The sequence below is a fragment of the Roseomonas chloroacetimidivorans genome, assembly GCF_049629625.1.
Classification (GTDB): Bacteria; Pseudomonadota; Alphaproteobacteria; order Acetobacterales; family Acetobacteraceae; genus Roseomonas; species Roseomonas chloroacetimidivorans.
In genome coordinates this window covers 36,527-59,602 of the sequence record NZ_JBNBZS010000021.1, presented here as the reverse complement: position 1 = coordinate 59,602, position 23,076 = coordinate 36,527, and the positions used below count along the sequence as shown (strand labels likewise).

Annotated in this window: 23 protein-coding genes; 9 read left to right on the top strand and 14 right to left on the bottom strand. The window is 68.8% G+C overall.

The features are described 5' to 3' along the window. Positions 1–2: 2 nt before the first annotated feature. Positions 3–845 (bottom strand): ABC transporter permease, encoded by an 843-nt coding sequence (locus ACO1BU_RS17190; protein ID WP_424137192.1) that lies wholly within the window; start codon positions 843–845, stop codon positions 3–5. A gap of 119 nt (positions 846–964) precedes the next feature. Next, the gene (locus ACO1BU_RS17185) at positions 965–1,444 is read right to left on the bottom strand and encodes a hypothetical protein (protein ID WP_424137191.1); all 480 of its coding nucleotides are present in this window, start codon (positions 1,442–1,444) and stop codon (positions 965–967) included. Between the two features lie 412 nt (positions 1,445–1,856). Here ACO1BU_RS17185 and ACO1BU_RS17180 point away from each other — a divergent pair, with 412 nt between their 5' ends. Then, entirely contained in the window at positions 1,857–3,179 is a 1,323-nt protein-coding gene (locus ACO1BU_RS17180) for a transglycosylase SLT domain-containing protein (protein ID WP_424137190.1), read from the top strand. Positions 3,180–3,300: 121 nt separating this feature from the next. Here the strand turns inward: ACO1BU_RS17180 and ACO1BU_RS17175 are convergent, their stop codons facing one another. From ACO1BU_RS17175 to ACO1BU_RS17160, 4 genes are read right to left on the bottom strand one after another with little or no spacing between them, the layout of a single operon-like run. After that, positions 3,301–4,119 (bottom strand): MetQ/NlpA family ABC transporter substrate-binding protein, encoded by an 819-nt coding sequence (locus tag ACO1BU_RS17175; RefSeq protein WP_424137189.1) that lies wholly within the window; start codon positions 4,117–4,119, stop codon positions 3,301–3,303. A 20-nt stretch (positions 4,120–4,139) separates the two neighbouring features. Continuing rightward, complete coding sequence (locus ACO1BU_RS17170; RefSeq protein ID WP_424137188.1) at positions 4,140–4,949, bottom strand: MetQ/NlpA family ABC transporter substrate-binding protein; 810 nt, start codon at positions 4,947–4,949, stop codon at positions 4,140–4,142. Positions 4,950–4,966: 17 nt separating this feature from the next. After that, positions 4,967–5,632 carry a methionine ABC transporter permease gene (locus ACO1BU_RS17165; RefSeq protein ID WP_424137187.1) on the bottom strand — a complete coding sequence of 222 codons (666 nt, stop codon included), beginning with the start codon at positions 5,630–5,632 and terminating at the stop codon, positions 4,967–4,969. Next, positions 5,629–6,693 (bottom strand): methionine ABC transporter ATP-binding protein, encoded by a 1,065-nt coding sequence (locus tag ACO1BU_RS17160; protein WP_424137186.1) that lies wholly within the window; start codon positions 6,691–6,693, stop codon positions 5,629–5,631. Before ACO1BU_RS17160 ends, ACO1BU_RS17165 begins: the two co-directional genes overlap by 4 nt. 319 nt (positions 6,694–7,012) lie before the next feature. On the opposite strand from ACO1BU_RS17160, the gene ACO1BU_RS17155 reads away from it, so the two are divergent. Beyond that, positions 7,013–7,987: a threonine ammonia-lyase gene (locus ACO1BU_RS17155; RefSeq protein WP_424137185.1), complete on the top strand. Its 975-nt coding sequence runs from the start codon at positions 7,013–7,015 to the stop codon at positions 7,985–7,987. A 38-nt stretch (positions 7,988–8,025) separates the two neighbouring features. Here the strand turns inward: ACO1BU_RS17155 and ACO1BU_RS17150 are convergent, their stop codons facing one another. Then, on the bottom strand, positions 8,026–8,514 hold the full coding sequence (locus ACO1BU_RS17150; RefSeq protein WP_424137184.1) for a cupin domain-containing protein: 489 nt from the start codon (positions 8,512–8,514) through the stop codon (positions 8,026–8,028). Positions 8,515–8,807: 293 nt separating this feature from the next. Next, positions 8,808–9,347, bottom strand: a complete 540-nt coding sequence (gene moaB / locus ACO1BU_RS17145) for a molybdenum cofactor biosynthesis protein B (RefSeq protein WP_424137183.1) — start codon at positions 9,345–9,347, stop codon at positions 8,808–8,810. Positions 9,348–9,460: 113 nt separating this feature from the next. Between moaB and ACO1BU_RS17140 the strand changes: the two genes are divergently transcribed. Next, positions 9,461–9,721: a hypothetical protein gene (locus ACO1BU_RS17140; protein ID WP_424137182.1), complete on the top strand. Its 261-nt coding sequence runs from the start codon at positions 9,461–9,463 to the stop codon at positions 9,719–9,721. Positions 9,722–9,751: 30 nt separating this feature from the next. On the opposite strand, the gene ACO1BU_RS17135 is transcribed toward ACO1BU_RS17140, so the two are convergent. Further along, positions 9,752–10,735, bottom strand: coding sequence for a Bug family tripartite tricarboxylate transporter substrate binding protein (locus ACO1BU_RS17135; protein ID WP_424137181.1), 984 nt, complete (start codon positions 10,733–10,735; stop codon positions 9,752–9,754). Between the two features lie 109 nt (positions 10,736–10,844). Between ACO1BU_RS17135 and ACO1BU_RS17130 the strand changes: the two genes are divergently transcribed. Continuing rightward, positions 10,845–12,089, top strand: a complete 1,245-nt coding sequence (locus tag ACO1BU_RS17130) for an amidohydrolase family protein (RefSeq protein WP_424137180.1) — start codon at positions 10,845–10,847, stop codon at positions 12,087–12,089. 36 nt (positions 12,090–12,125) lie between these two features. On the opposite strand, the gene ACO1BU_RS17125 is transcribed toward ACO1BU_RS17130, so the two are convergent. From ACO1BU_RS17125 to ACO1BU_RS17115, 3 genes are all read right to left on the bottom strand, one after another. Next, a complete protein-coding gene (locus ACO1BU_RS17125; RefSeq protein ID WP_424137179.1) occupies positions 12,126–12,851 on the bottom strand; it encodes an alpha/beta hydrolase in 726 nt (241 codons plus the stop codon). Continuing rightward, entirely contained in the window at positions 12,848–14,575 is a 1,728-nt protein-coding gene (locus tag ACO1BU_RS17120; protein ID WP_424137178.1) for a cation:proton antiporter domain-containing protein, read from the bottom strand. Before ACO1BU_RS17120 ends, ACO1BU_RS17125 begins: the two co-directional genes overlap by 4 nt. 80 nt (positions 14,576–14,655) lie before the next feature. Further along, positions 14,656–15,558, bottom strand: coding sequence for an EamA family transporter (locus ACO1BU_RS17115; protein WP_424137177.1), 903 nt, complete (start codon positions 15,556–15,558; stop codon positions 14,656–14,658). A 230-nt stretch (positions 15,559–15,788) separates the two neighbouring features. Here ACO1BU_RS17115 and ACO1BU_RS17110 point away from each other — a divergent pair, with 230 nt between their 5' ends. Then, positions 15,789–16,778, top strand: coding sequence for a Bug family tripartite tricarboxylate transporter substrate binding protein (locus tag ACO1BU_RS17110; RefSeq protein ID WP_424137176.1), 990 nt, complete (start codon positions 15,789–15,791; stop codon positions 16,776–16,778). Positions 16,779–16,835: 57 nt separating this feature from the next. Beyond that, entirely contained in the window at positions 16,836–17,723 is an 888-nt protein-coding gene (locus ACO1BU_RS17105; protein ID WP_424137175.1) for a DMT family transporter, read from the top strand. Positions 17,724–17,737: 14 nt separating this feature from the next. Here the strand turns inward: ACO1BU_RS17105 and ACO1BU_RS17100 are convergent, their stop codons facing one another. Continuing rightward, positions 17,738–18,649, bottom strand: a complete 912-nt coding sequence (locus tag ACO1BU_RS17100; RefSeq protein ID WP_424137174.1) for a bestrophin family protein — start codon at positions 18,647–18,649, stop codon at positions 17,738–17,740. 189 nt (positions 18,650–18,838) lie between these two features. Between ACO1BU_RS17100 and ACO1BU_RS17095 the strand changes: the two genes are divergently transcribed. The 3 genes from ACO1BU_RS17095 (at position 18,839) to dnaA (ending at position 21,713) form a co-directional block, all read left to right on the top strand. Continuing rightward, positions 18,839–19,618, top strand: a complete 780-nt coding sequence (locus ACO1BU_RS17095) for an enoyl-CoA hydratase (RefSeq protein WP_424137240.1) — start codon at positions 18,839–18,841, stop codon at positions 19,616–19,618. 120 nt (positions 19,619–19,738) lie between these two features. Beyond that, on the top strand, positions 19,739–20,011 hold the full coding sequence (gene rpsT / locus ACO1BU_RS17090) for a 30S ribosomal protein S20 (RefSeq protein ID WP_424137173.1): 273 nt from the start codon (positions 19,739–19,741) through the stop codon (positions 20,009–20,011). 226 nt (positions 20,012–20,237) lie between these two features. Beyond that, the gene (gene dnaA, locus ACO1BU_RS17085) at positions 20,238–21,713 is read left to right on the top strand and encodes a chromosomal replication initiator protein DnaA (protein WP_424137172.1); all 1,476 of its coding nucleotides are present in this window, start codon (positions 20,238–20,240) and stop codon (positions 21,711–21,713) included. A 201-nt stretch (positions 21,714–21,914) separates the two neighbouring features. Here the strand turns inward: dnaA and ACO1BU_RS17080 are convergent, their stop codons facing one another. After that, complete coding sequence (locus tag ACO1BU_RS17080; RefSeq protein WP_424137171.1) at positions 21,915–22,922, bottom strand: zinc-dependent alcohol dehydrogenase family protein; 1,008 nt, start codon at positions 22,920–22,922, stop codon at positions 21,915–21,917. Between the last annotated feature and the right edge of the window lie 154 nt (positions 22,923–23,076).

The window sequence follows — 23,076 nt, the reverse complement described above, 5'->3', positions numbered from 1 at the left end:
GATCAGACCCAGAAGGCCAGCCGCCCGCGGAAGCGGACGAAGAAGGCGAAGGCGGCGGTGCTGAGCGCGAGCGTGTAGAGGATCGCGGCCAGCCAGACGAGCGGATCGCCACCGCCCTCGACCAGGGGACCCCGGATCGTCTCCAGCACGGCGTAGAAGGGATTCAGCGGCAGCCACGCCGCGAGGCCCTTCAGCAGCTCCGGCTTCCACAGGATCGGCGTGAGGAAGAAGGCGAGCTGGATGACATTGGCCACGATGGGCGCGATATCCCGGAACCGCGCGCAGATCATGCCCAGCAGCATGGCGGCGGAGAAGGCGTTGGTCAGGAGAAGGGCGAGGCCGAGCAGGGAAAGCAATCCCTCCGGCCCCGGGACGTGGCCGAAGATGACGAAGACCAGTGGAATAAGCGGCAGGCTGTGCGCGGCGGTGAGAGCGTTCCGGAAGAGGGTGCGCAGCGCGTAGACGGTGAAGGGCAGGCGGATCTGGCGGATCACGCCCTCGGCACTCGTCATCGTGTTGCAGGCATCGGTGATCATGCCGGCGAGGGTCGTCCAGATCACCAGGCTCACAGTCAGGTGCGGCAGGTAATCGGCCAGGCTGAGGTTGAGCAGCCGCGAATAGAGGAGGCCCAGCCCGATCAGCATGAGCAGGGTGGAGAGCGTCATCCAGAAGGGACCGATCACCGAGCCCCGATAGCGGTTCCGCAGATCAAGCCGCGCCAGGGCCCAGGCCAGCCGCCAGGAGGCGAAGCCCTGCCGCAGATCCTCGCATGCTCGCTGCATGCGCCGCGGGGCCTCCGCGTCGAAGCTGTAGGTGTCGGAGAAAGTGATCGGGCCAACGAGCATCGGGCGGCCCTATACACCGGACGACGCCCCGCCTGCCAGCGGCGGGCGAGGAATCGCCCGGGAGCGAAGCGTGGAGCGTCGTGGCCGGGCCGGAAATTGGAGCGCGTCAGCGATCCACCTTAGGCCGGGGGCGGGCTGGCCTGTGCCGGAACGCCTGGCCGGGAAAGGGCGGACTGCGGGGCCGCTGGGGGCGGCCCGCCAGCCGCGCGGCTGAGCCGGGTGCGGTCCCCACGGGATATGACGACGCGGTCGCCGGCCCGCAGCCCCTCCTCATTGGTCTGGACCACCTGAACCTCGGTACCGGCGTCCTCGCGGACGGTGAACTCAACGGCCTGGCCCGTGCTGGCTGCCTGGCCGGTCGCATTCCCCGCCAGCCCGGCCAAGGCTGTTCCGCCCAGCTTGCCGCCCTGGCCACGCACGACCAGCGGGCGCGGCGTCCCGATGATGGTGCCGTAGGTCGCTGCCGATGTCCGGCCGGGATCAGCGGGGCTGTGGGCCGTGTCGCTATTCTGCGGCCCACAACCTGCCGGGCCGACCGCCAGTAGGGCCGCGATCAGGCCGGCGCGCAGGATCGAGATGGCGGGGTGGCGGGCAAGCATCGCTGGAACTCCGGGCGGCGCATTCTGGGGCGGACGGACCGGTCTAGGTTCGGCCGCCAGTCAGACCACTCAACAATTTGAGATAGGGCAGCGGCGCCGCTTTCTTGCGGCCCTGCCGCCACAGCGCCGTAAAGTCTCCTTGCCGCGGCCGCAAGCTTCCGTTAGCCCTGGCGGTGCGACAATTGATCGCAGCCGGCACGGGCCGGCGATGCTGCGTGGGGACGCACATCGCGGGCTTGATGCACCGGCCGGGCAACCGGCCGGGCACAGGACAGGGGGTTAAAGGGGGATGATCCTGATCGCTCGGGGCGCATGCGCACCTGGCCTGCGACGTGGTGCGCGGGCCTTGGCTGCTATGTCTGTGATGGCCGCGCTGGCCGCCTGCGGAAGCCAGCCCCAAACGGGTGGCCCGGTGACCAGCGCGCGAGTCTCTCCAGCTAACCGGCCTGCGAGCTATGACCCGCCCGGTCCATCCTCTGACCCCTGGGGCCCCTATATCCGCGAGGCCTCTGCGCGTTTTGACGTGCCGGAGCGCTGGATCCGCGAGGTGATGCGCCAGGAGAGCGGCGGGCGCGTTACCGCGACTTCCCGCGTCGGCGCCATGGGGCTGCTGCAGCTCATGCCCGGCACCTATGCCGAGATGAATGCCAAGTACGGGCTCGGGGACGATCCTTACCATCCCTGGGACAACATCATGGCCGGCACGGCGTATATCCGCGAGATGTACGACCTCTATGGCTCGCCGGGCTTCCTGGCCGCCTATAACGGCGGGCCGAAGCGACTGGAAAACTATCTCTGGGCAGGCGGCCGCATGCCGGAGGAGACCCGGAACTACGTCGCCCGCATCGGGCCGCGCATCACCGGGGCGGAGCCGCGGCGGCGTGCGCCGGAAGAGGTTTATGCAGCGGCCGATATCGGCCTCAACCCGCCGCCCCGCCGCACCGGCGACCCGGGCACCATGCTGGCGCTGCGCGAGCAGCGGCGCGCGGTCGATCCGGGCGTGCAGGTCGCACGGCTCTCGGGCACCGTCATCCGGATGGAGCCGATTCCGGATGGCTCGACCTACGCGTCCAGCCCGCCGGCGGCTGCCCCGGCGCAAACCCAGCTCGCCTCGCTCGGCCCGAATGTGATCAGCATGGAGCCGATCCCGGACGGCTCCACCTATTCGCAGGAGCCGGCCTCCACCGTGGTTGCACGGATGGACCCGATTCCGGACGGTTCCACCTACTCACGCGAGCCGGCCTCCACCGTGGTCGCGCGGATGGATCCGATTCCCGACCCGCCCTCGACCCCGCCGCAGCCGCGCTCCTACGCCGTAGCCTCGGCCGAGGCCCGCCCGACGCTCTCGGCGCCCGAGCCGTCTCCGCGTCGTGGCTTCTTCCTGGTTGCTCCGGCGCAGGCCGGGACGCTGCCGGCGCCGATGACGCGCCAGAACGGCCTGCCGCCTGGCGTGCTGCGGGCTGGCGTTCCCTCGGCCGCCGCCGCCTCGGCCTCCGGGGGCTGGGCCATCCAGGTCGGTGCTTTCGCGAGCGAGAACCTGGCGCGCGACGCCGCCGGCCATGCGCGCAGCGGCGCCGGCAATGGACGGCCGGTGGTGACCGCCGTGTCCCAGGGCCGCAGCACCCTCTACCGCGCCCGCGTCACCGGCCTGTCGCGCGATGCCGCGCACAGCGCCTGTGATCGCCTGAAGGCGCGCGGCGCCTGCATGGTGATCTCGCCCGACGCCCAGAGCTGAGAAAAGGCCCGGGGAGAAGGAATTCTCCCCGGACCCCTCATCTTTTTCTTCGAGTTTCGAGTGCGCCGGTTCTGCCGGTGCGCTGGGTAAAGAGAGCCGGGGACTTTCCCCGGCTTTTTTTTCAGACGCCCAGGACGACGGCGCCGCCGAACTCCTTCTCCACGAATTCCCGCACCGAAGGATCCGTGTAGCCGGCGGCCAGCCTGGCGGCCCAGGCTGCGTTCGCATCGGCGCGGCGCACCACCACCAGGCAGGTATAGGGGTTGGTCTTCGCGCCCTCGGCCGATTCCGCGACCAGGCTGTCGCGCCCCGGCTGGAGGCCGGCGGGCACGGCGTAGTTGCCGGTGATGGCGGCCGCGTCCACATCCTCCAGGGCGCGGGCGATCGTCGCCGCTTCCAGCTCCACGATGCGGATGCGCTTCGGATTCTCGGTGATATCGGCGACGGTGGCGCGGAAATCGGCGCCTGAGCGGAGCTTGAACAGCCCGGCCTGGGCCAGCAGCACCAGGGCGCGGCCCCCATTGGTCGGGTCGTTCGGAATGGCCACGCGGGCGCCGTTGGGCAGCTCTTCGACCTTCTTGTACTTGCGGCTGAACACGGCCATGGCCGTCAGCACGGTCTTGCCCACGACCACGAAGTCATAGCCGCGCTGCTGCTTCTGTGCCTCCAGGAACGGGGTGTGCTGGTAGACGTTCGCGTCAATTTCGCCGGCCTGCAGGGCGACATTAGGCTGGATGAAATCGCTGAACTCGGTGATGCGGATCACGAAGTTGTCGCGGGCCAGGGCGTCGCGCACGCGCTCAAGCACCTGGGCATGAACGCCGGAGGTGACGCCGACGCGCAGCGGGCGGGCGGCGGTGCCGAAAGTCGCGCCCTGGGCAAAGGCACCGCGCGCGAGGATCAGCGCGGGGCTGGCGAGGAGAAGGGAACGGCGAAGCATGGCGGGGTGATCTCCTGCGATCAGAAGGCGGGGACGACGGAGCCCTGGAAGGTGGTCTCGACGAACTTCTTCACCTCGTCGTTCTGGTAGGCGGCGAGCAAACGGCGCACCCAGGGGGCGTTCCGGTCCTTCTCCTGCACGACGATGACATTGGCATAGGGGCTGTCCTTGTCCTCGATCGCGATGGAATCGCGCACCGGGTTCAGGCCCGCATTGATGGCGTAGTTGGTATTGATGGCGGCCAGGTCGACCTCTTCCAGCGCGCGCGGAAGCTGGGCGGCCTCCAGCTCGACAACGCGGATCCGGCGCGGATTGGCAGTGATGTCAGCCACCGTGGCGCTGTGGTCGGCGCCTTCCTTCAAGGTGAAGAGGCCGGCCTTGGCCAGCAGCACGAGCGCACGGCCGCCATTGCTCGGATCGTTCGGGATGGCGACGCGGGCGCCATTCGGCACGGCATCGGCCGATTTGTGGCGGCGGGAGTAGAGGCCCATCGGGAAGATCATGGTCTTGCCCACGGAAACCAGCGGCAGGCGGCGGTCACGCACCGCGCCATCCAGGAAGGGCTGGTGCTGGTAGGAATTGGCATCCAGGTCCCCGGCGGCGAGCGCCGCGTTGGGCTGGATATAGTCGGTGAACTCCACGATGCGGATCACCAGCCCGTCGCGGGCCGCGATCTCGCGCACCTTCTCCATGGCCTGGGCATGCGGGCCGGCGGTGACGCCGATGCGGAGCGGGCGCTGCGCCGTGCCGATATCCTGCGCCATGGCGGCAATCGGGGCGAGGGCGGCGAGCGCCGCCAGGGTGCCCAGGCTGCGACGGGTGGTGTTCATTGTTCTTCTTCCGTGTGTCAGCGCCGGCTGAAGCGCCGGACGAGCCAGTCGCCCAGGGATTGGAGCGCCTGGACGAAGAGGATGAGGATGATGACGACGGTCGCCATCACCTCGGGCATGAAACGCTGATAGCCGAAGCGGATACCGAGATCGCCGAGCCCGCCGCCACCGATGGCACCCGCCATGGCGGAGTAGCCGACCAGGCTGACCAGGGTGACGGTGATGGCCGCGATCAGGCCGGGCAGGGCCTCGGGCACCAGCACGCGGGTCATGATCTGGATGCGGGTCGCGCCCATGGCGCGGGCGGCCTCGATCACGCCACGGTCCACTTCCCGCAACGCGTTGTCGAAAAGGCGCGCAATGAAGGCGATGGCGGCGAGGGAGAGCGGAACCAGGGCGGCGGTGGTGCCGATCGAGGTTCCGGCGACCAGCCGCGTGAAGGGTACGATTGCCACCATCAGGATGATGAAGGGCGTGGAGCGCACCGCATTCACCAGCAGCCCGATGGGCCGGTTGATCCAGCCATTGGGTGAGAGCCCGCCAGACCCCGTGGTGTGCAGCAGCAGGGCCAGGGGCAGGCCGATGATCACGGCGATGATCGCGCTGCCGAACGTCATCAGCAGAGTCTCATAGGCCGCATCGACCATCAGGTCGTTCAGGGCGGGTGGCAGCCAGGGGATCATGCCGGGTCCTCTCCGATTTCGGAGACATCGAGGCCGAGGCCGCGCATCCAGGCCGTCGCCTCCGCGATGGCGGCCGGCGCGCCATAGGCGGCGAAGGCGATGAGGCCGTAGGGCTCGCCAGCAATGGCGTCGATCCGCCCGGAGACGATGTTCAGGTCCAGCCCGAAGCGGCGCGAGGCCTCGCTGACCACCGCGCGGGTGGAGGAGGGGCCGGCGAAGAGCACCTGGAGAAGGCGGCGCTCCTCCCCCGGGTTCGGGGCGGGCAGCAACGCGACCGTGCCTGGGGGCACGACATAGCCGATGACCTCGGACACGAAGCGCCGGGTGGTCGGATGGGCCGGGCGGGTAAAGACCTCGAAGACGCGGCCCTGCTCGATGACCGTGCCCGCCTCCATGACGGCCACGCGGTCGCATATGGCCTTCACCACGGCCATCTCATGCGTGATCAGCAGCACCGTCAGGTCCAGCCGGTCGCGGATGGAGCGGATGAGGGTAAGGATTTCCTCCGTCGTCTCGGGGTCGAGGGCGCTGGTGGCCTCGTCGCAGAGCAGGATGCGGGGGCGGGAGGCGAGGGCGCGGGCGATGCCGACGCGCTGCTTCTGGCCACCGGAAAGCTGGGCCGGGTAGTGGTCGCGCCGCGCCTCCAGACCGACCAAGGGCAGCAGCTCCGCCACGCGAACCTCGCGCTCGGCACGTGGCATGCCGGCAATTTCCAGCGGAAAGGCGATGTTGCCGGCGACGGTGCGGGAGGAGAGCAGGTTGAAGTGCTGGAAGACCATACCGATGCCGCGGCGGGCCTGGCGCAGCGCGGCCTCGTCCAGCCGGGTCATCTCCTGGCCCAGCACCTGGACGGTGCCGGAATCCGGGCGTTCCAGCAGGTTCACGCAGCGCAGCAAGGTGGATTTACCCGCGCCGGAGCGGCCGACGATCCCGAAGATCTCGCCTGGAGCGACATCCAGGGAGACGCCGTCCAGCGCCCGCAGCGGCGTCCCGCGGCCGCGGTATTCCCGGACAAGATTCTGCAGCGAGATGGCCGGCGATGCGCCGGGATGATCAGACATGATGGATCCCGGAGGGGGAAGGGGGGCGGTCAGGCCCGCCGGGTCTGCCACGGATGGAAGCGGCGCGTCATCCGGCATGCCGGGACGCCGTCCTGCGTGCCGCTCAGGGCCGGGGTGCTTTGCCGCTCGCGATGTCGCCGTGCGGAGCGCACCGGCTTTTCTCCTTAATGAGAGCGTGATTTTCAGATTGGCACCTAGGGGCGTCGTGCAAAACTGTCAATGTGGTGGACCGGGTTGCCCGCATCCGGCCAGGGCCGCACCATGCCGCGCTTCGAAATCCGCCGCTTCGATGCACTGCTGATGGTGCCGAGGAAACCGCATGACCACCCTGCCGACCTATGATGATGTCCGTGCCGCGGCTGAACGGCTGAAGGGGCGCGTGGTTCGCACGCCGACGCTGCGCCATCCCGTGCTGGATGCAGCCGTGGGTGGAACCGTTCTGGTGAAGCCCGAGCCTCTCCAGCGCACCGGATCCTTCAAGTTCCGCGGCGCCACGAATGCCGTGCTCCGCCTGCCCCAGGAGAAGCGCGCAGGCGGGGTGGTGACGCATTCCTCGGGCAATCACGGCCAGGCCATCGCCTGCGCCGCTGCCTCGGAGGGTGTGCGGGCGCTGATCGCGATGCCGCAGGACGCCCCTGCCATCAAGGTGGAGAGCACGCGCCGCTGGGGCGCCGAGATCACCTTCTTCGACCGCCTCACCACGGATCGCGACGCGCTGGGCAACCAACTCGCCGAGCAGCGCGGCGCCGCCCTGATCCCGCCCTTCGACCATCCCGACGTGATCGCGGGCCAGGGCACGGTGGCGGTGGAGTTAATCGAGGATGCGGAGGCGGCCGGGTTGCACCTGGATGCGCTGGCCGTCTGCACCGGCGGCGGCGGGCTGGTCGGCGGCTGTGCCCTGGCGGTGGAGGGGATGAGCCCCGGCACGCAGGTCATCGCGGTGGAGCCGGAAGGCTGGGACGACACGGCGCGCTCCCTTGCCGCCGGGCACCGGGTGCGGGCGGATGGCAAGGGATCGACCTTCTGCGACGCGCTGCTTTCTATGGCGCCGGGGGAACTCACTTTCGCGGTGAACCAGCCGCGCCTGGCCGGTGGCGTGTCGGTGACGCCGGATGAGGTGCTGAAGGCCATGCGCTTCGCCTTCGACCATCTGAAAGTGGTGGTGGAGCCCGGCGGCGCCGTGGCACTGGCCGCCGTGCTGGCCGGTCATGTCTCCGCCAAGGGCCGGACGGTCGGCGTGGTGATCAGCGGCGGGAATGTCGATCCCGCCGTCTTCACACGCGCCATGGCCTGACCTGATCGGAGGGGGTGCAGCGGCGCCCCCTCCGGTGCTCAGGTATAACCCTTGGTCCGGTGATCCTTGGCCGCCTCTTCCTGGGTTTCGGCACCGAGCTGAGTGCTGCCCGAGCCGGAAGTACCGCCCGCCGGATCACTGCTGCCGGAGGCTGCGCCCTGATCGGCCGGGCGGAAGTCGAATTCCCCGCCCTCACTCTGCCAGGTCTGGACGGTCAGCACCTTGGCGCCACCCTTGCTCTCATGCGGGCCATGGACCACGCCCTTGGCATGAGTGAGGAAGGCACCGGCACTTAGGGGCTGGCCGGCCTCGATCAGGTCCCCCTCCAGCACATAGTGCATCTCGGACCCGGCCTCATGATAATGCGCGGGAATCACCCCGCCCGCCGGCAGGTGGACGATGGAGGTGACGACGCCCTTCGCCCGATCCTCGTTGAGGATCTGGATCTTGAAGTCGCCCTTCGCGCCGGGGATCTCGAAGGGAACCGCCTCGCCCGCCTGGGCCATCCGCAAGCCGTCACCCGCCATGTCCTGCCTCCGTTCGCTTGAGCGCAACGAACGTGGCCCCAAGGCGGGAAGTTGCCAGGGGAAGCGTCGGCTGGTTCGATGCGGCGGCAGGGAAGCGCCGCGGCTTGCATTCGGGGCAGCGCCCCGAAGCCTGGATCTTCCATCTGTTGCACGCCGAGGGACCATGGCCCCTCGGCGACGGTCAGCATCGCCTTCATGCCCCAGGCCAAAGGCTTGCGGCGCTGGTCCGGTTACTGTTCCACGGGAAACAGTTCATGGATCCCAGGCAGAAAACCCTTCAAATACAACACAAATCAGGCCGCCCGGAGGTGTTCCAGCAGCCGTGGCATGAGTTCCACGAGATTGCAGGGGCGGAAGCGGGCATCAAGCTGGTGAACGAGGATGTCGTTCCAGGCATCCTTCACCGCGCCGGTGCTGCCCGGCAGGGCGAAGAGATAAGTGCCGCCCGAGACACCGCCGATGGCGCGTGACTGGATCGTGGAGGTGCCGATCTTCTGATAGCTGAGCATGCGGAAGAGTTCGCCGAAGCCGGTGATCTCCTTTTCCAGCACGCGGGCAAAGGCTTCGGGCGTCACGTCGCGGCCCGTTATGCCGGTGCCGCCCGTGGTGATGACGCAGTCCACCTGCGGGTCCGAAATCCAGCGGCGCAGGCGGGCCTCAATGGCGTCGGCATCGTCGCGGTCGATGGCGCGGTCAACCAGGCGGTGGCCAGCGGCCTCGATCCGGGCGGCCAGGGTGTCGCCCGAGCGGTCCGTGGACAGGTCGCGCGTGTCGCTCACCGTCAGGATGGCGATGTTCACGGGCAGGAAGGTACGGCTTTCGTCGATCGGCATGGCTGAGGGCCTCCTTGCCGGTCCATATAGGGCATCCCGCCGCGCAGAGGCCCCCTTCGCGCAGCGTTTCGGGCGTGGCAGGGTCCAGCAGCCCGGACAGAAGAGGACATCGGATGCCACGGCTGCTGAATATCCTCGGCTTCCTGGCCTTCGTGCTCGGGGCCGTGGCGGTCGCTGTTGGTATTTATATCCTACTAACGAGCGTGCTCGGCTGGAATCCCTTCTACCGGGGCCGGCCCCTGCCCGCCGCGATGGAGGCGATGCTGGCGCTGCTCGGGGGCGGGGTGGTGCTGCTGTTCCTGGGCTCGCTGCTGGCGCGCGCGGCTGCGAAGGCCGCGTGGCACCGCGATCTGCAAGCAACCGTCGAGCACTGAAGCGGGGAGGGCGAGCCCTCCCCGATCCGTTCAGTCCGCCTTGATGCCGGCGGCGGCGATCACCGGCTTCCAGCGGGCCAGCTCGTCCCGCACCAGGGCGGTGTAGCCGGCGCGGTCCAGCGTGCCGGGCGTGACGCCGATCCTGGCGAAACGGTCCTTCACGAAATCGGTTTTCAAGGCGCCGCCGATCTCCGCCTGCCAGCGATCCGACACGGCGTCCGGGATGTCGGCCGCGGCCGAGAAGCCGAACCAGCTAATGGTTGTCACACCGGGGAAGCCGGCTTCGGCGAAGGTGGGCACGTCCGGCAGGGTGGGATCGCGTTCGGAGCCGGTCACAGCGATGGGCCGCAGCCGGTTTGCCTGAAAATGCGGCAGGATGATCGGCAGGCTCTCGAACAGGCAGGGAATCTGGCCACCCATCGTGTCCGTCATGGCAGCGGCCGAGCCGCGATAGGGCACATGCTCCAGCGTGATGCCGGCATCCCGCGCGAGAAGCTGACCGGAGAGGTGGTTCAGCGTGCCATTGCCGCCCGAGCCGTAGGAGATGGGCTGCTTCTTCGCCAGGGCAACAAAATCCGCCACGCTGCGCACGGGCAGGTCGTTGTTCACCGCCAGCACGCAGGCAAAGGTGCCGACCAGATGCAGGTGGGTGAAGTCGTTCAGCGCGTCATAGGGAACCTTGCTGTAGAGGACCGGGCCGGTGCCATGGGAGGCGCCGCTGGACATCATCACGACATGGGCGTCGCCGCGCGCCTTGGCCACGATGTCGGCCCCCACCATGCCGCCGGCGCCCACGCGATTTTCCAGCACGATGGGCTGGCCGAGGCGGTTGCCGATCTGCTCCGCCAGCACGCGCGAGAGAGTGTCGGCTGCGCCGCCCGGTGGGAAGTTGATGATCCAGCGGATGGGGCGCACGGGCCAGGCGGGCTGCGCCCGGAGAGCGGGCGCCGCGAGGAGGGAGGCGCCGGCCCCGAGAAGCAGGCGGCGCGAGAGAGCGTGGGAGGGAGTTGTCATTCGTTCTTCCGACGGGCAGGCGATTGCCAGACCGGAGGGGTGGCGATATCGCTACTGACTGTAGGCATATTACGTGCCAAGATCGCCTCGTCCGTCATCAGGAATCGCCATGAATTTCGACCTCCTCTTCCGTCAGGTCCGCCTCGTGGATACCGGGCCGGAGGGGGCGCCGGTGGATGTGGCGGTCTCCGGCGGGAAGATCGCGGCCATCGCACCGAGCCTGGCCTGCGAGGCGGTCGAGGTGGTGGACGGCAGTGGAAGGCTGCTGGCGCCGGGTTTCGTCGAGACGCATATCCATCTGGACAAGACCTGCATCATCGACCGCTGCGCCTGCGAGACCAGGCGCAACCCGCATCTCGCGATGGAGCGCGTTTCCGACGTCAAGCACAGTTTCACAGTAGAGGATGTGGCCCAGCGCGCACGACGCACGCTGGAGAAGTGCATCCTGCATGGCTGCACCACGATGCGGACGCATGCCGAGGTGGACCCGAAGGTCGGGCTGCGCGGCTTTGAGGGCGTGAAGTCGATCATCGACGAGTATCGATGGGCGATCGACATCGAGATTTGCGTGATGCCGCAGGAGGGGCTGCTCAACAATCCCGGTACGGATGAGCTGATGGTCGCGGCGCTGAAGAACGGTGCCAAGGTGGTTGGGGCTGCGCCGAATTACGACACGGACCGCGCCGGGCAGATCCGCCGGGTCTTTGAGCTGGCGCGCGAGTTCGATGTCGACATCGACATGCATCTCGACAGCGGCAACACGCCGAGCGACCTCGACACGCTGCTGGTCTGTGAGCTGACGGAGAAATATGGCTGGGGTGGGCGCGTGGCGGTGGGCCATGTCACCAAGCTCTCGGTCATGCCGCCGGACGGGCTGGACGAGGTGGCGAAGAGGATGGCGGATGCCGGCGTGGCGCTGACGGTGCTGCCCTCAACCGACCTCTATCTCGGCGGCCGCGATCAGACGGAAGGCGTCCGCCGCAACGTGGTGGATGCGAACCGGCTGGTGAAGGCGGGCGTGACCTGCTCCCTTTCCTCCAACAACATCCTTAATCCGTTTACGCCGATGGGCGACGGGCAGCTCATTCGGCAGGCGAATCTCTACGCCAATATCGTGCAGCGTGGCATGCGTGACGATCTGCGCGACACCTGGGACATGTTCACCGCGGGTTCGGCGAAGCTGATGCGCCGCACGGATTACGGTGTGGCGGTGGGCAACCCGGCAGATCTCGTGCTGGTGGATGCGCCGAGCCCGGCCGATGCGCTGCGCGAGATCAGCCCGGTGCTGGCGGCGTTCAAGAACGGGAAGCGTACCGTGACGCGGGCGGTGCCGGTATTGCATCGGCCCGTGTGAAAGCCTGGGGGAAGAATCTTTTCTTCCCCAAGTTTTTCACGCCGGCACCCAGGCCGCGATCCGGTCCGCCGCATCCTCCCACCCCGCATCCAGCATCAGCAAATGCCCGGCATCGGGCAGGAAGTGAGCGGGAACGCCGTGCCAGGCCGCGCAGCGCTCCACGGCAGTGCGCGGAATCAGCCGGTCGTGCTCCGCACCCAGCACCAGCACCGGGCGGCCATGGATCCAGCCGGGGGCGACAGGCTGGGGCATTTGCGCCTCCATCAGGGCCTCGGCGGATTCATCGCCGAGGCGCGCGGCGTCGCGCAGGGCCGTGGCCTGGTCCATCTTTGGCCCGAACAACCCGCGCAGCACGATGGGGGAGGGCTCGCCTGGACCGGTCATCCGCGCCACCTCATGCCAGAGAGTGGGGTCGCGTAGGGCGAGATGGGTGTTGGACCACCACAGGCCTTCCGGCGGCACGGGCGCGAGAAGGGCGGCGCCGTGGACCATCGGATGGTCCAGCAGCCGCTGCGCGATCAGCGCGCCCAGGGAATGGCCGACCAGCAGCGCCGGGCCGTCCTCCAACTCGGCGCGGACGGCGGCGGTGCGGTCGGATAGCGTGCGGCCGGAGAGCGAAACGGCCACGGAAGGATGCCCCGCCGCTGCCAGGCGCTGCGCGAAGCCTTCCGCCCAGATCCAGGGGCCGCAGGCAGCGCCGTGAAGCAGAATCAGGCGCGGGCGGGTGGGGGTGCCGACGGGCGGGTTGAAGTGCAGGGTCATGCTCCCAGGCCGGCAACGGCGGCATCGGCCACGCGACGTTTGCGCAGCACGTCCACGGTTCCCTGTGCCGTAATGGGCGACACGCCCATGCGTTGCAGCGCGAAATCGGCGAGGCCCAGCGCGACCTCCCGCTCCCCCATGACCGCGAGGCCGGTGGAGTCCTGGTCATGCAGCCACTCCACCTCGGCGTCCTGGTGGGCGCGCACGGCAACCTCGATCCGGGGATTGGCGGCGCGGGCCAGTTGCACCACCCGACGGGCCTCCCAGGCCAGGGGCAGAGTCACGATCAGCAGCCGTGCCCGGGCGGCGTGAGCGGCTTCCAGCATCTCAGGCTGGGTGGCATTGCCCCAGAGTACGGGGACGGCTTGCTTCTGCAGCGATTCCACGCGCTTTCGATCATCCTCCACCACGACGAAGGGCAGATCGTGCCGCCGCAGGGCGGCCGCGACCAGCACGCCGACCCGCCCATAGCCGATCAGGATAGCGTGGCCCTCCAGCCGAGGCAGGCGGGCGGCGGAGCGCGCGGTATCGGGATGAACGGGTTGCGTCCGGGTGGGCATCCGCTTCGCCAGGAAGCCGAGAGCCCGGAAGGTCAGCGGCATGAGGAGGATGGCGCCGAAGCTGCCAAGCAGGATCGGCCCGCGCAGCTCGGCAGGCAGGATGCGCTCGCCGATCGCCAGTTCCATCAGCACGAAGGAGAACTCGCCGATCTGCGCCAGGGCAGCGGCAACGGTCGCGGCCGTTGCGGGGGGCACGCGCAACGCGACCAGAAGGCCGAAGCTGGCGCCCCCTGTGCCGAGCAGGACCACGACCAGGGCCAGAATCGAGGTGAGAGGTGCGTCCAGCACCGTCAGCGGGTTCAACAGCATGCCGACCGAGACGAAGAAGATGGCGGCGAAGATCCGCTGCAGGGGCAGGGTTTCGGCTGCGGCCTGATGGCCCAGATCGCTTTCCCCGAGCACGATGCCCGCGAAGAAGGCGCCAAGGGCAAAGGAGACGCCGAACAGGCTGGAGGCGCCGAAGGCAACGCCGAGGGCTACGACCACCACGGCCAGGGTGAACAGCTCCCGCGAGTTGGAGCGGGCGACCTGGCGCAGCGCCCAGGGCAGTACGCGGCGGCCGACGAGCAGCATCAGCGCCGCGAAGGTGGCGAGCTTCACCAGGGCAAGCAGCACCGCCTCCCCGATACTTTCGCCCTGCTCGCCTGCTGCGGCGGGCAGGAGCACGAGGCCGAGCACCACAAGCAGATCCTGCAGCACGAGCCAGCCCAGGGCGATCTGGCCTGCCTCCCCCGCAAGTGTTCCGCGATCCTCCAGCGCGCGCGTGGCGACGGCAGTGGAGGCGATGGCGAGAGTCAGGCCAAAGACGAGGGCCGGGCCCAGGCCCAGGCCCGGAAGTGCCATGCCGAGCGCCGCGCCGAGCAGAACGCCAATGGCCACCTGCGCCGTCGCCCCCGGCACGGCCACCCGCCACACCGCCAGCAGGTCCTGCGGCCGGAAATGCAGGCCGACGCCGAAGAGAAGGAGGCCGACGCCGACCTCGGCCAGGGTGCGGGTGAAGGCGCCGTCAATGATGATGCCGGGCGTGTTCGGGCCGATGGCCACGCCGGCGACGAGATACCCGACCAGCGGCGGCATGCGCAGGGTCCGCGCGGCCAGCCCGAAGGCGAAGGCGAAGGCCAGGCCGAGGACCAGGCTGGCGAGGAAAGGCGGCGCGTGTTCCATCTGGGGTGGATTGTCGCAGCCGGCCGGATGCAGGACCAGGGCGGAACCGTGCCGTTCCCGTGGCAAAGTTGCGAAGCGGCTCAGCTCAGGACCACGAGAACCACGCTGAATACGATCAGCAGCGCGCCGAGGACGTCGCGCGTCTTCAGCGGCTCCTTCAGATACCAGCGGCCGAAGGCGAGGGTGAAGAGGATCTCCACCTGCCCGACCGAGCGCACCAACGCCACGGGGGCCAGGGCGAAGCCGGTGAACCAGCAGGCGGAGCCAAGCGCCGAGAGCAGCCCGACCGGGGCCGCACTGCGCCAATTGCGGAAAACCTGGCCGAGGGAGGCGGGTTCCCGCAGCAGGAGCCAGCCGCCCTGCATCACCGTCTGCATGGCATTGGTGACAACAAGGGTGCAGAGCGCGCCCAGAACCGGGTCCGGCGCGGCCAGGGTTTGGTTTGCCGCGCGGATGGCGATGCTGGTCAGGCCGAAGCAGGTGCCGGCTGCGATCCCCCAAAGCGCCGCAGGCTGCGTCGTGGCCCGCAGCGCCTGCCGCAAGCTGGTGACCTGCCCGGCCAGCGATAGCCAGAGCACGGCGCAAACGCCGATGGCGACAGCCACCCAGGCCAGTGGGGCGATGCGGTCGCCCAGCAGAATCACGGCGAAGATCGCGCCCTGCAAAGCCTCGGTCTTGGAATAGGCGGTGCCGACGGCGAAGCCGCGCGGGGCGAAGGAGGAGATGAGGAAGACCGTGCCGAAAATCTGGAACAAGCCGCCCAGGGCGCAGAGCAGGATGGCACGGGTGCCGAAGGCTGGCAGGGTGCCGCCTGTCGCCCACCACCAGGTGGCGACCATGATCAGGCCCGGTGGCACGCCATAGAGGTAACGCACGACGGCGGCAGCATTGAGGGAGAGGGTGCCACGCAGCTTCTGCTGAAGGGCAGTGCGCCAGCACTGGAACAGGGCGGCGGAGATAGTGGCAGCGAACCAGAGGGGCATCAGTGTGGGCGCGTCCGATCGGCCGGTGCGCGGTCGGGGACGGCGCGTTCCGGAAAGTTGCGTCAGGGTCGGCCGGCAGCTTCTGGGCGTCAATCCAGGCCGGGAATGGCCAGGAAGACCTACTTCCCCCAGACGCCCTTTTATCCGTGTCTGTAGCGCTGGCGCGCCGCATGGTTGACGCGGGTGATCGGAGGCGGGACGATTCGGGCAAAGAACCAGAGGAATCGTTCATGCCGCGCATTGTCGCGTCTGCCCTTGCGGCCCTTGCGCTGCTCATGGCCCTGGCCGTCGTCGCCGTGCTTTCCGCTCCCAGGGCCCGGGCACAGACTCCATCGGGCCAACCGCCCATCCGCCTGATCGTGGGCTTTCCACCTGGCGGCGGGATCGACCTTCTTTCCCGTGTGATGGGCGAGGGGCTCGCGGCTCGGCTCGGCCGGACGGTGGTGGTGGAGAACCGCACGGGCGCGGGCGGCAACATCGCCACGGATGCGGTGGCCAAGGCCGCGCCGGACGGCAATGTGCTGGGTGCCGTGCCGGCCGGGCCGCTGGTGATCAACCGTCACATCTATCGCAGCATGCCCTTCGACCCGCTGAAGGATTTCACGCCGATCAGCCGCTTCGCGGCGATCCCGGTCGTGTTCCTCGCCACGCCGAATGCGGGCATCACGGACATTGCCTCGCTCCGCAGCGTGCTGGAGAAGGGACCGCTGCCCTGCGGCACGCCGGGGGCCGGCACCACGCAGCACCTGGCCGTGTCGTTGCTGATGCGGGAGATCGGGCGCAAATGCACCATCGTGCATTACCGCGGCACCGGCCCGGCCCTGCCGGACCTGCTGAACGGCACCATCGCGCTTTATACCGATACCGTCGTCACCGGCCTGCCGCCGACGCGGGACGGCCGGGCGCGGGCCATCGCGATCGCTTCCCCCGCCCGCTCCGCTCTGGCGCCGGATGTGCCGGTCGTGGCGGAGTCCGTGCCGGGCTTCGTCGCCGAGACCTGGCTGGCCCTGGTCGGCCCGCGCGGCCTGCCGGAGGCCCAGGCGGCCCGGCTCGAGGAGGCCATGATCTCCCTGGCGCGCGACCCCGCCGTGGCGGCGCGGCTGCGGGAACTCGCCTCCGAGCCGGTCGGTTCCACCCGTGCGGAGCTGGCCGAGACGATCCGGGCGCAGGACGCGGTCTGGGGGCCGGTGGCGAGGGCGGCCAATGTGACGGCGGACTGATTCCGGGGGGGGCGCCTGGAGGGACGGGGCAGGCTGCGCATGCCATAACCCCGCCCGATGTCGCCCATCCTCTCCGGCCTTCTGCTCCAATTCCTGGCCATCGCGCTCTTCGTCGCGCTGGACACGGTGACGAAGATGCTGACGGCGCAATATCCCGTGCCGCAGATCGTCTTCATGCGCTTCGTCTTCCACACGCTGGTGGTGGCGCTGGCGCTGCAGCTGGTCACCGGCCGGCTGCCCTGGCGTAGCCGCGCACCCGGGCTGGAAGTGGTGCGGAGCCTGGCGCTGCTGCTGGCGAACGGGTTGTTCGTCATCGCGCTCTACCACATCCCCTTGGCCGACGCTTCAGCCGTCACCTTCGCCTCGCCGATCTTCACCGCGGGCCTTGCCGCCCTGGTGCTGGGGGAGGTGGTGGGGCCGCGCCGCTGGGCTGGCATCGGCGTGGGGCTGGTGGGCGTAATGATCGCGCTGAGGCCGCCCTTCCTGACCGGCGAAATGCCGCACTGGGCGCTTTTTCTGCCACTCGGCACCGCCGCCAGCTTCGGCGTCTACCAGATCCTGACGCGCAAGCTCTCCGCGGTGGATGGGCCCAGTACCATCATCCTGCACACGGGCCTCGCCGCCGGGGCGGTGGCGGGGCTGGCGCAGCCCTTCGTCTGGCAGGCGCCGACAGCCTGGGCCTGGCTGCTGATGGTGCTGGCCGGGGTGTTCGGCTCCGCCGGGCATTACCTGCTGATCCAGGCCTATTCCCGGGCCCCGGCCAGCATCCTGGCGCCGATGACCTACACGCAGCTGATCTGGGCGACCCTTTCCTCGGCCCTGATCTTCGGGGACCCGCCAGATGGCTGGACACTGCTGGGCGCGGCGGTGATCGCGACAGGCGGGATCGTGACAGGATGGCCGGAGCAACGGCGGAAAGAGGTGGAGCGCGGGGGCGGGTCCTGAGCGGCCCTGCGTCGTCAGCGCAGCACATACCGGGCCGGGCGCAGGGGCTCCGGCCGTTCCGCCTCGCCCAGGGCTTCCAGCAGATCGATCTCGATGACGCGCACCATGGCGTCCAGGGCAAGGTCGTTGGTTTCCGTGCCGAAGGGATCCTCCAGCTCGTCCCCCAGGGCGTCCAGGCCGAACAGGGTGTAGGCCAGGATCGCGGCAACCACTGGTGTCCCGAGTCCGAGCACGCCGACGAAGCCGAAGGGCATCAGCAGGCAGAAGAGCCAGGCCGTGCGGTGCAAGAGCAGGGAATAGGCATAGGGCAGGGGGGTATTGTGGATGCGTTCGCACCCCGCCTGGACGGAGGTCATGCCCGCCAGCGGCGCGGATAGGGTGGTGTAGAGGATGTCGCTGATCCGCCCCTCCCGCAGCAGGGCGGCGAGGTCCCCGGACTGCCAGCGCAGCACCGCATCCGCACGGTTCCGGCAGCCCCGCAGCGCCTCCGCCTCCTCCGGCGGCAGCCAGGGGCGGGCGCGGTCCTGCCCGTCCAACTCCCGCAATCCGGTTGCCAGAAGATGCGCGAAGGCGGCCGTGCGACGCAGCAGCCGGGCGCGGATCGCCGGATCGGGAAGGAGGGCGGCGGCCTCCCGCGCGAAATGGCGGTTCTCGGTGATCAGGCGGCCCCAGAGCTGCCGCCCCTCCCACCAGCGGGCGTGGCAGGCGCTGTTGCGGAAGCCCAGAAAGATGGAGAGGGCGAAGCCGAAAACGGTGAAGGGCGCCGCCGTGAACTCGGGGAAGGTGCCGGGGTAGCGCCGGTCCAGGATCACCAGTGCCAGTGCCAGGGCGGCGATCACCAGAACGCGCGGGGCCACGATGGGCACCACGGATCCACGCAGGGCGAAGAGGAGGTCGAAGGCGCCGGGGCGCGGGCGAATGATCATGCAGCGGGAACCTGTGCCGGAACCGCGGAAGGAACCGCCGGAGGGCCGAGGGTTTGCCGCCCGGGAGGCTGCCCGGCCAGGTTTTCTACAGGGCGGGGCAGGAGGAAGGGAGTGATTCTGCCGGGCCGGGGGGCGGTTGACCTCCTCGGCGCCCCGCCACAGCCTGCGCCGATCAGACGGGAGGGCGAAATGGCCGAATACGGGATGATCAAGGCGGAGACGCGCGGCAAGGTGGGGCTGATCACGCTCAACCGCCCCTCGGCTCTGAATGCGCTCTGCGATCAGCTGACGACGGAATTGGGCCAGGCGCTGAAGGCCTTCGACGCCGATCCGGCCGTGGGGGCCATCGTGATCACGGGAAGCGAGAAGGCCTTCGCCGCTGGCGCCGACATCAAGGAGATGAAGGACCGCACCTACCCCGCCGTGCACTTCGAGGACTTCATCGGCAACAAGTGGGAGACGGTGCTCACCATCAAGAAGCCGGTGATCGCGGCGGTGGCGGGCTTTGCGCTGGGCGGCGGCTGCGAGCTGGCCATGATGTGCGATATCATCATCGCGGCCGAGAATGCGAAGTTCGGCCAGCCTGAGATCAAGCTGGGCATCATTCCCGGTGCCGGCGGCTCGCAGCGGTTGACCCGGGCCGTGGGCAAATCCAAGGCCATGGACATGATCCTGACCGGCCGGATGATGGATGCGGCCGAGGCTGAGCGGTCCAACCTGGTCACCCGCGTGGTGCCGGTGGAGAGCCTGGTGGAGGAGGCCCTGAAGATGGGCGAGGCGATCGCCGCCTTCTCCCAGCCCTCGGTCGCCATGGCCAAGGAGGCGGTCAATGCCGCCTATGAGCTGTCCCTCCGGGAAGGGGTCCGGCTGGAGAGGCGGCTTTTCCACAGCCTCTTCGCCACCGAGGACCAGAAGGAGGGGATGGCGGCCTTCGCGGAGAAGAGAAAGCCGGCCTTCCGGAACGCATAACGGGGGGCATCACGCCTTTCCTTGACTCTGGGGGGGGCTGTGGATAGAACGCCCCCCTTCCCGCGGCCGCCCCAGGCGGTGCGCGTCCCGCGAACATTTCGACTGGTATCCTCAAGGCCCATGGCGAACACCGCTTCCGCGCGTAAGCGCATCCGGCAGAACGAGAAGCGCGTCGAGCGCAACCGCGCCCGCCGCTCGCGCGTCCGCACCTTCCTGCGCGTGGTCGAAGACGCGATCACGGGTGGCGACAAGGCGAAGGCCCAGGAGGCGTTCCGCCTGGCCCAGCCGGAGCTGCAGCGCGCCGCCGACAAGGGCGTGACGCACGACAACACCGTGGCGCGCAAGCTGTCGCGCTTGTCCTCGCGCATCAAGGCGCTTGGCGCTACCGCCTGATTGCATGGGCGCCGCTCTGGCGTCCTGCATAGATCGTCTGAACGAAAATCGTGATGCAAGCGCGTCACGGTGCTCACGCGCCGTGGCGCGTCTTTTTGCGCGTCCCGTCTCGTTTGCCGGGAACGTGTTTGGCGTTTGCGGTCACCCAGGCCGCAAGTTACGCTTTGTGATGCAGTAACCGTCCAGGCGGCGACGCAGGACGGAACAGGGGGCTCGGTTGAATCGCATGCCGGAACAGCACGCCAATGCCGTGTCTGGAGCCTTCTCCTCGGTCAACGCCGAGGGTGATGGCAGCCTGGATGCGGCCTGGGCGCGCATCCGTGGCCGCCTGCGGGAGGAAGTGGGCGAGGCCGAGTACCGGACCTGGTTGCGCCAGTTGACGCTCGCGGGCGTGGAAGGCGACGAGGCCGTGGTGCATGTGCCCACGCGCTTCCTGCGTGATTGGCTGCGCGGACAATATGGAGACCGGCTGCGGGCCTTGTGGCAGGCCGAGTCGGTTGGCGTGCGCCGTGTGGATATCCGCGTGGCGAATGCTGGCAGCCCACGCGAATCCGCTCCGGCGGCGCCGGCTGCTACGGATGGCACGGAGCTGGCCGAGCCGCTTTCAGCCACCCGGCCGGCAGGGGAAGCGCGCAGCGAGGCGCCGAAGTCTGATCCGCGCGGGGAATGGGCCGCGCCGTTGGACCCGCGCTTCACCTTCGACACTTTCGTTGTCGGCAAGCCCAACGAATTCGCCCATGCCTGCGCGCGGCGCGTGGCGGAGAAGCCGAATTCACCGGGCTTCAACCCGCTTTTTCTTTATGGCGGCGTTGGGCTGGGCAAGACGCATCTGATGCATGCGATCGCCTGGGCAATCCGCGAGCCGCAGGCCGGCGGGCCCGGCCGCTCAGTGGCCTATATGAGCGCCGAGAAGTTCATGTACCGCTTCATCGCCGCGCTGCGCTCGCAGTCTACGATGGAGTTCAAGGAAAGCCTTCGCTCCGTCGATGTGCTGATGATCGACGACCTGCAGTTCCTGATCGGCAAGGACAACACGCAGGAGGAGTTCTTCCACACCTTCAACGCGCTGGTGGACCAGGGCAAGCAGATCGTCGTCTCCTCCGACAAGCCGCCCTCGGATCTGGCGGGGCTCGAGGATCGGCTGCGCACGCGGCTGGGTTGCGGCATGGTCGCTGATATCCACGCCACCACCTACGAGCTGCGCATCTCCATTCTGGAGTCCAAGGCGGCCACGGCGGGCGTGGACGTACCCGTGCGCGTGCTGGAATTCCTGGCGCACAAGATCACCTCCAACGTACGCGAGCTGGAAGGGGCGCTGAACCGCCTCATCGCGCATGCCAATCTCTTCGGCCGGCCAGTGACGCTGGAATCCTGCCAGGAGGTGCTGCACGACATTCTGCGCGCCCATGATCGCCGCGTGACGATCGAGGAAATCCAGAAGCGCGTTGCCGAGCACTACAATATCCGCCTGACCGACATGTCCTCTGCCCGCCGCGCGCGGAACGTGGCGCGGCCGCGGCAGGTGGCGATGTATCTCTCCAAGCAGCTCACCTCCCGCTCGCTGCCCGAAATCGGGCGGCGCTTCGGGAACCGCGACCACACCACCGTGATGCATGCCGTCTCCCGCGTGGCGGAGCTGATGCAGAGCGATGCGGGCTTTGCCGAGGATGTGGAATTGCTGCGGCGGATGCTGGAGACCTGAGGGATGTTCCTGGGGAAGGTTCTGTCTTCCCCAGACCCCGCATCGAGTTTCTGGGGAAGCAGTGATCGCTGACAGCATCACGGGCGGTTTGTTTCCAGCCGCGTGTCCTGCCCTTTCAAGTCACCAGAGGTCACGGACCTCAGGCGCACGCCCCTAAGCAGATGAAAGGTCCGGGAAAGCAGAGCCTTCCCGGAGGTGTCCTCACCACTCCACCCCGATCTTCCCGAAATGCCTGCCCGCCTCCTCATAGCGGAAAGCATCGGCCAGCTTCTCCAGCGGAAAGCTTCGGTCGATCACGGGACGCAGCGCCCCATCATCCAGCGCACGAACGAAATCCTGCTGCTGGCGCCGGTTGCCGACGATCAGGCCCTGGAGGCGGGCCTGCTTGGCCATCAGCAGCGCGGTGGGCACTTCGCCGGCGCGGCCGGTGAGGACGCCGATCAGGGAGATGTGCCCGCCCACCCGCACGGCCTGGATGGATTGTGCCAGGGTGCCCGGGCCGCCAACCTCCACCACATGGTCCACACCCAGGCCGCCGGTCAGCTCACGCACGCGGGCGCCCCAGTTCTCCTCGGTCCGGTAATTGATGGTTTCGTCAGCGCCGAGCGCGCGGGCGCGCTTCAGCTTCTCGTCAGAAGAGGAGGTGATGATGACCCGGGCGCCCATCCGTTTGGCGATCTGGAGGGCGTAGATGGACACGCCGCCGGTGCCCAGGGCCAGGATGGTGTCCCCCGCCTTCAGCCCGCCATCCACCACCAGGGCGCGCCAGGCGGTCAGGCCCGCGGTGGTGATCGTTGCGGCCTCCACATGGCTGAAGCCCCGGGGGGCGCGGGTGACGGCGGTGGCCGGAAGGACGACATGCTCCTGCGCGAAGCCGTCGATCCCGTCGCCGGGGGTGCGGCTGAAATCGGCGATGGTCGGTGCGCCGTCCTGCCAGTCCGGGAAGAAGCAGGAGACGACATGGTCGCCGGGGGCGAATTCGGTCACCCCTTCGCCCACCGCCTCCACCACCCCGGCGCCATCGGCCATGGGGATCCGGCCATCTTCCGCCCGCGCCTTGCCGGCCGCCACAGCATAGTCGTGGAAATTCAGGGAGCTGGCGTGGAGCTTCACCCGGACCTTGCCGGGGCCGGGCTGGCCGGGATCAGGACGGTCGGTCAGTTCCAGCCTGTCCAGCCCGCCGGGGGCGCGCACCACTATCGCTTTCATGGTAACCTCCAGATCAATCCTGGCCCGAACGCGCGGGCGGGGTGGGCGTTCAGGGCCGGGGTTCAGGAAGATCCGATTCTGCCCGAGTCTTCACGTCGCGTTTTCAGGATGATACGAGGTTCTTCCGGGGGCCTTGCGCCCCCCACAGCGTTGC

Coding starts and splice junctions, on each gene's coding strand:
- ACO1BU_RS17105 (WP_424137175.1), top strand. CDS start 16,836: ATGTCGCCCATCCTCTCCGGCCTTCTGCTCCAATTCCTGGCCATCGCG.
- ACO1BU_RS17120 (WP_424137178.1), bottom strand. CDS start 14,575: ATGGAACACGCGCCGCCTTTCCTCGCCAGCCTGGTCCTCGGCCTGGCC.
- rpsT (WP_424137173.1), top strand. CDS start 19,739: ATGGCGAACACCGCTTCCGCGCGTAAGCGCATCCGGCAGAACGAGAAG.
- ACO1BU_RS17135 (WP_424137181.1), bottom strand. CDS start 10,735: ATGACAACTCCCTCCCACGCTCTCTCGCGCCGCCTGCTTCTCGGGGCC.
- ACO1BU_RS17190 (WP_424137192.1), bottom strand. CDS start 845: ATGCTCGTTGGCCCGATCACTTTCTCCGACACCTACAGCTTCGACGCG.
- ACO1BU_RS17110 (WP_424137176.1), top strand. CDS start 15,789: ATGCCGCGCATTGTCGCGTCTGCCCTTGCGGCCCTTGCGCTGCTCATG.
- ACO1BU_RS17150 (WP_424137184.1), bottom strand. CDS start 8,514: ATGGCGGGTGACGGCTTGCGGATGGCCCAGGCGGGCGAGGCGGTTCCC.
- ACO1BU_RS17140 (WP_424137182.1), top strand. CDS start 9,461: ATGCCACGGCTGCTGAATATCCTCGGCTTCCTGGCCTTCGTGCTCGGG.
- ACO1BU_RS17080 (WP_424137171.1), bottom strand. CDS start 22,922: ATGAAAGCGATAGTGGTGCGCGCCCCCGGCGGGCTGGACAGGCTGGAA.
- ACO1BU_RS17160 (WP_424137186.1), bottom strand. CDS start 6,693: ATGTCTGATCATCCCGGCGCATCGCCGGCCATCTCGCTGCAGAATCTT.
- ACO1BU_RS17100 (WP_424137174.1), bottom strand. CDS start 18,649: ATGATCATTCGCCCGCGCCCCGGCGCCTTCGACCTCCTCTTCGCCCTG.
- ACO1BU_RS17095 (WP_424137240.1), top strand. CDS start 18,839: ATGGCCGAATACGGGATGATCAAGGCGGAGACGCGCGGCAAGGTGGGG.
- dnaA (WP_424137172.1), top strand. CDS start 20,238: ATGCCGGAACAGCACGCCAATGCCGTGTCTGGAGCCTTCTCCTCGGTC.
- ACO1BU_RS17155 (WP_424137185.1), top strand. CDS start 7,013: ATGACCACCCTGCCGACCTATGATGATGTCCGTGCCGCGGCTGAACGG.
- ACO1BU_RS17125 (WP_424137179.1), bottom strand. CDS start 12,851: ATGACCCTGCACTTCAACCCGCCCGTCGGCACCCCCACCCGCCCGCGC.
- ACO1BU_RS17165 (WP_424137187.1), bottom strand. CDS start 5,632: ATGATCCCCTGGCTGCCACCCGCCCTGAACGACCTGATGGTCGATGCG.
- ACO1BU_RS17170 (WP_424137188.1), bottom strand. CDS start 4,949: ATGAACACCACCCGTCGCAGCCTGGGCACCCTGGCGGCGCTCGCCGCC.
- ACO1BU_RS17185 (WP_424137191.1), bottom strand. CDS start 1,444: ATGCTTGCCCGCCACCCCGCCATCTCGATCCTGCGCGCCGGCCTGATC.
- ACO1BU_RS17115 (WP_424137177.1), bottom strand. CDS start 15,558: ATGCCCCTCTGGTTCGCTGCCACTATCTCCGCCGCCCTGTTCCAGTGC.
- ACO1BU_RS17175 (WP_424137189.1), bottom strand. CDS start 4,119: ATGCTTCGCCGTTCCCTTCTCCTCGCCAGCCCCGCGCTGATCCTCGCG.
- moaB (WP_424137183.1), bottom strand. CDS start 9,347: ATGCCGATCGACGAAAGCCGTACCTTCCTGCCCGTGAACATCGCCATC.
- ACO1BU_RS17130 (WP_424137180.1), top strand. CDS start 10,845: ATGAATTTCGACCTCCTCTTCCGTCAGGTCCGCCTCGTGGATACCGGG.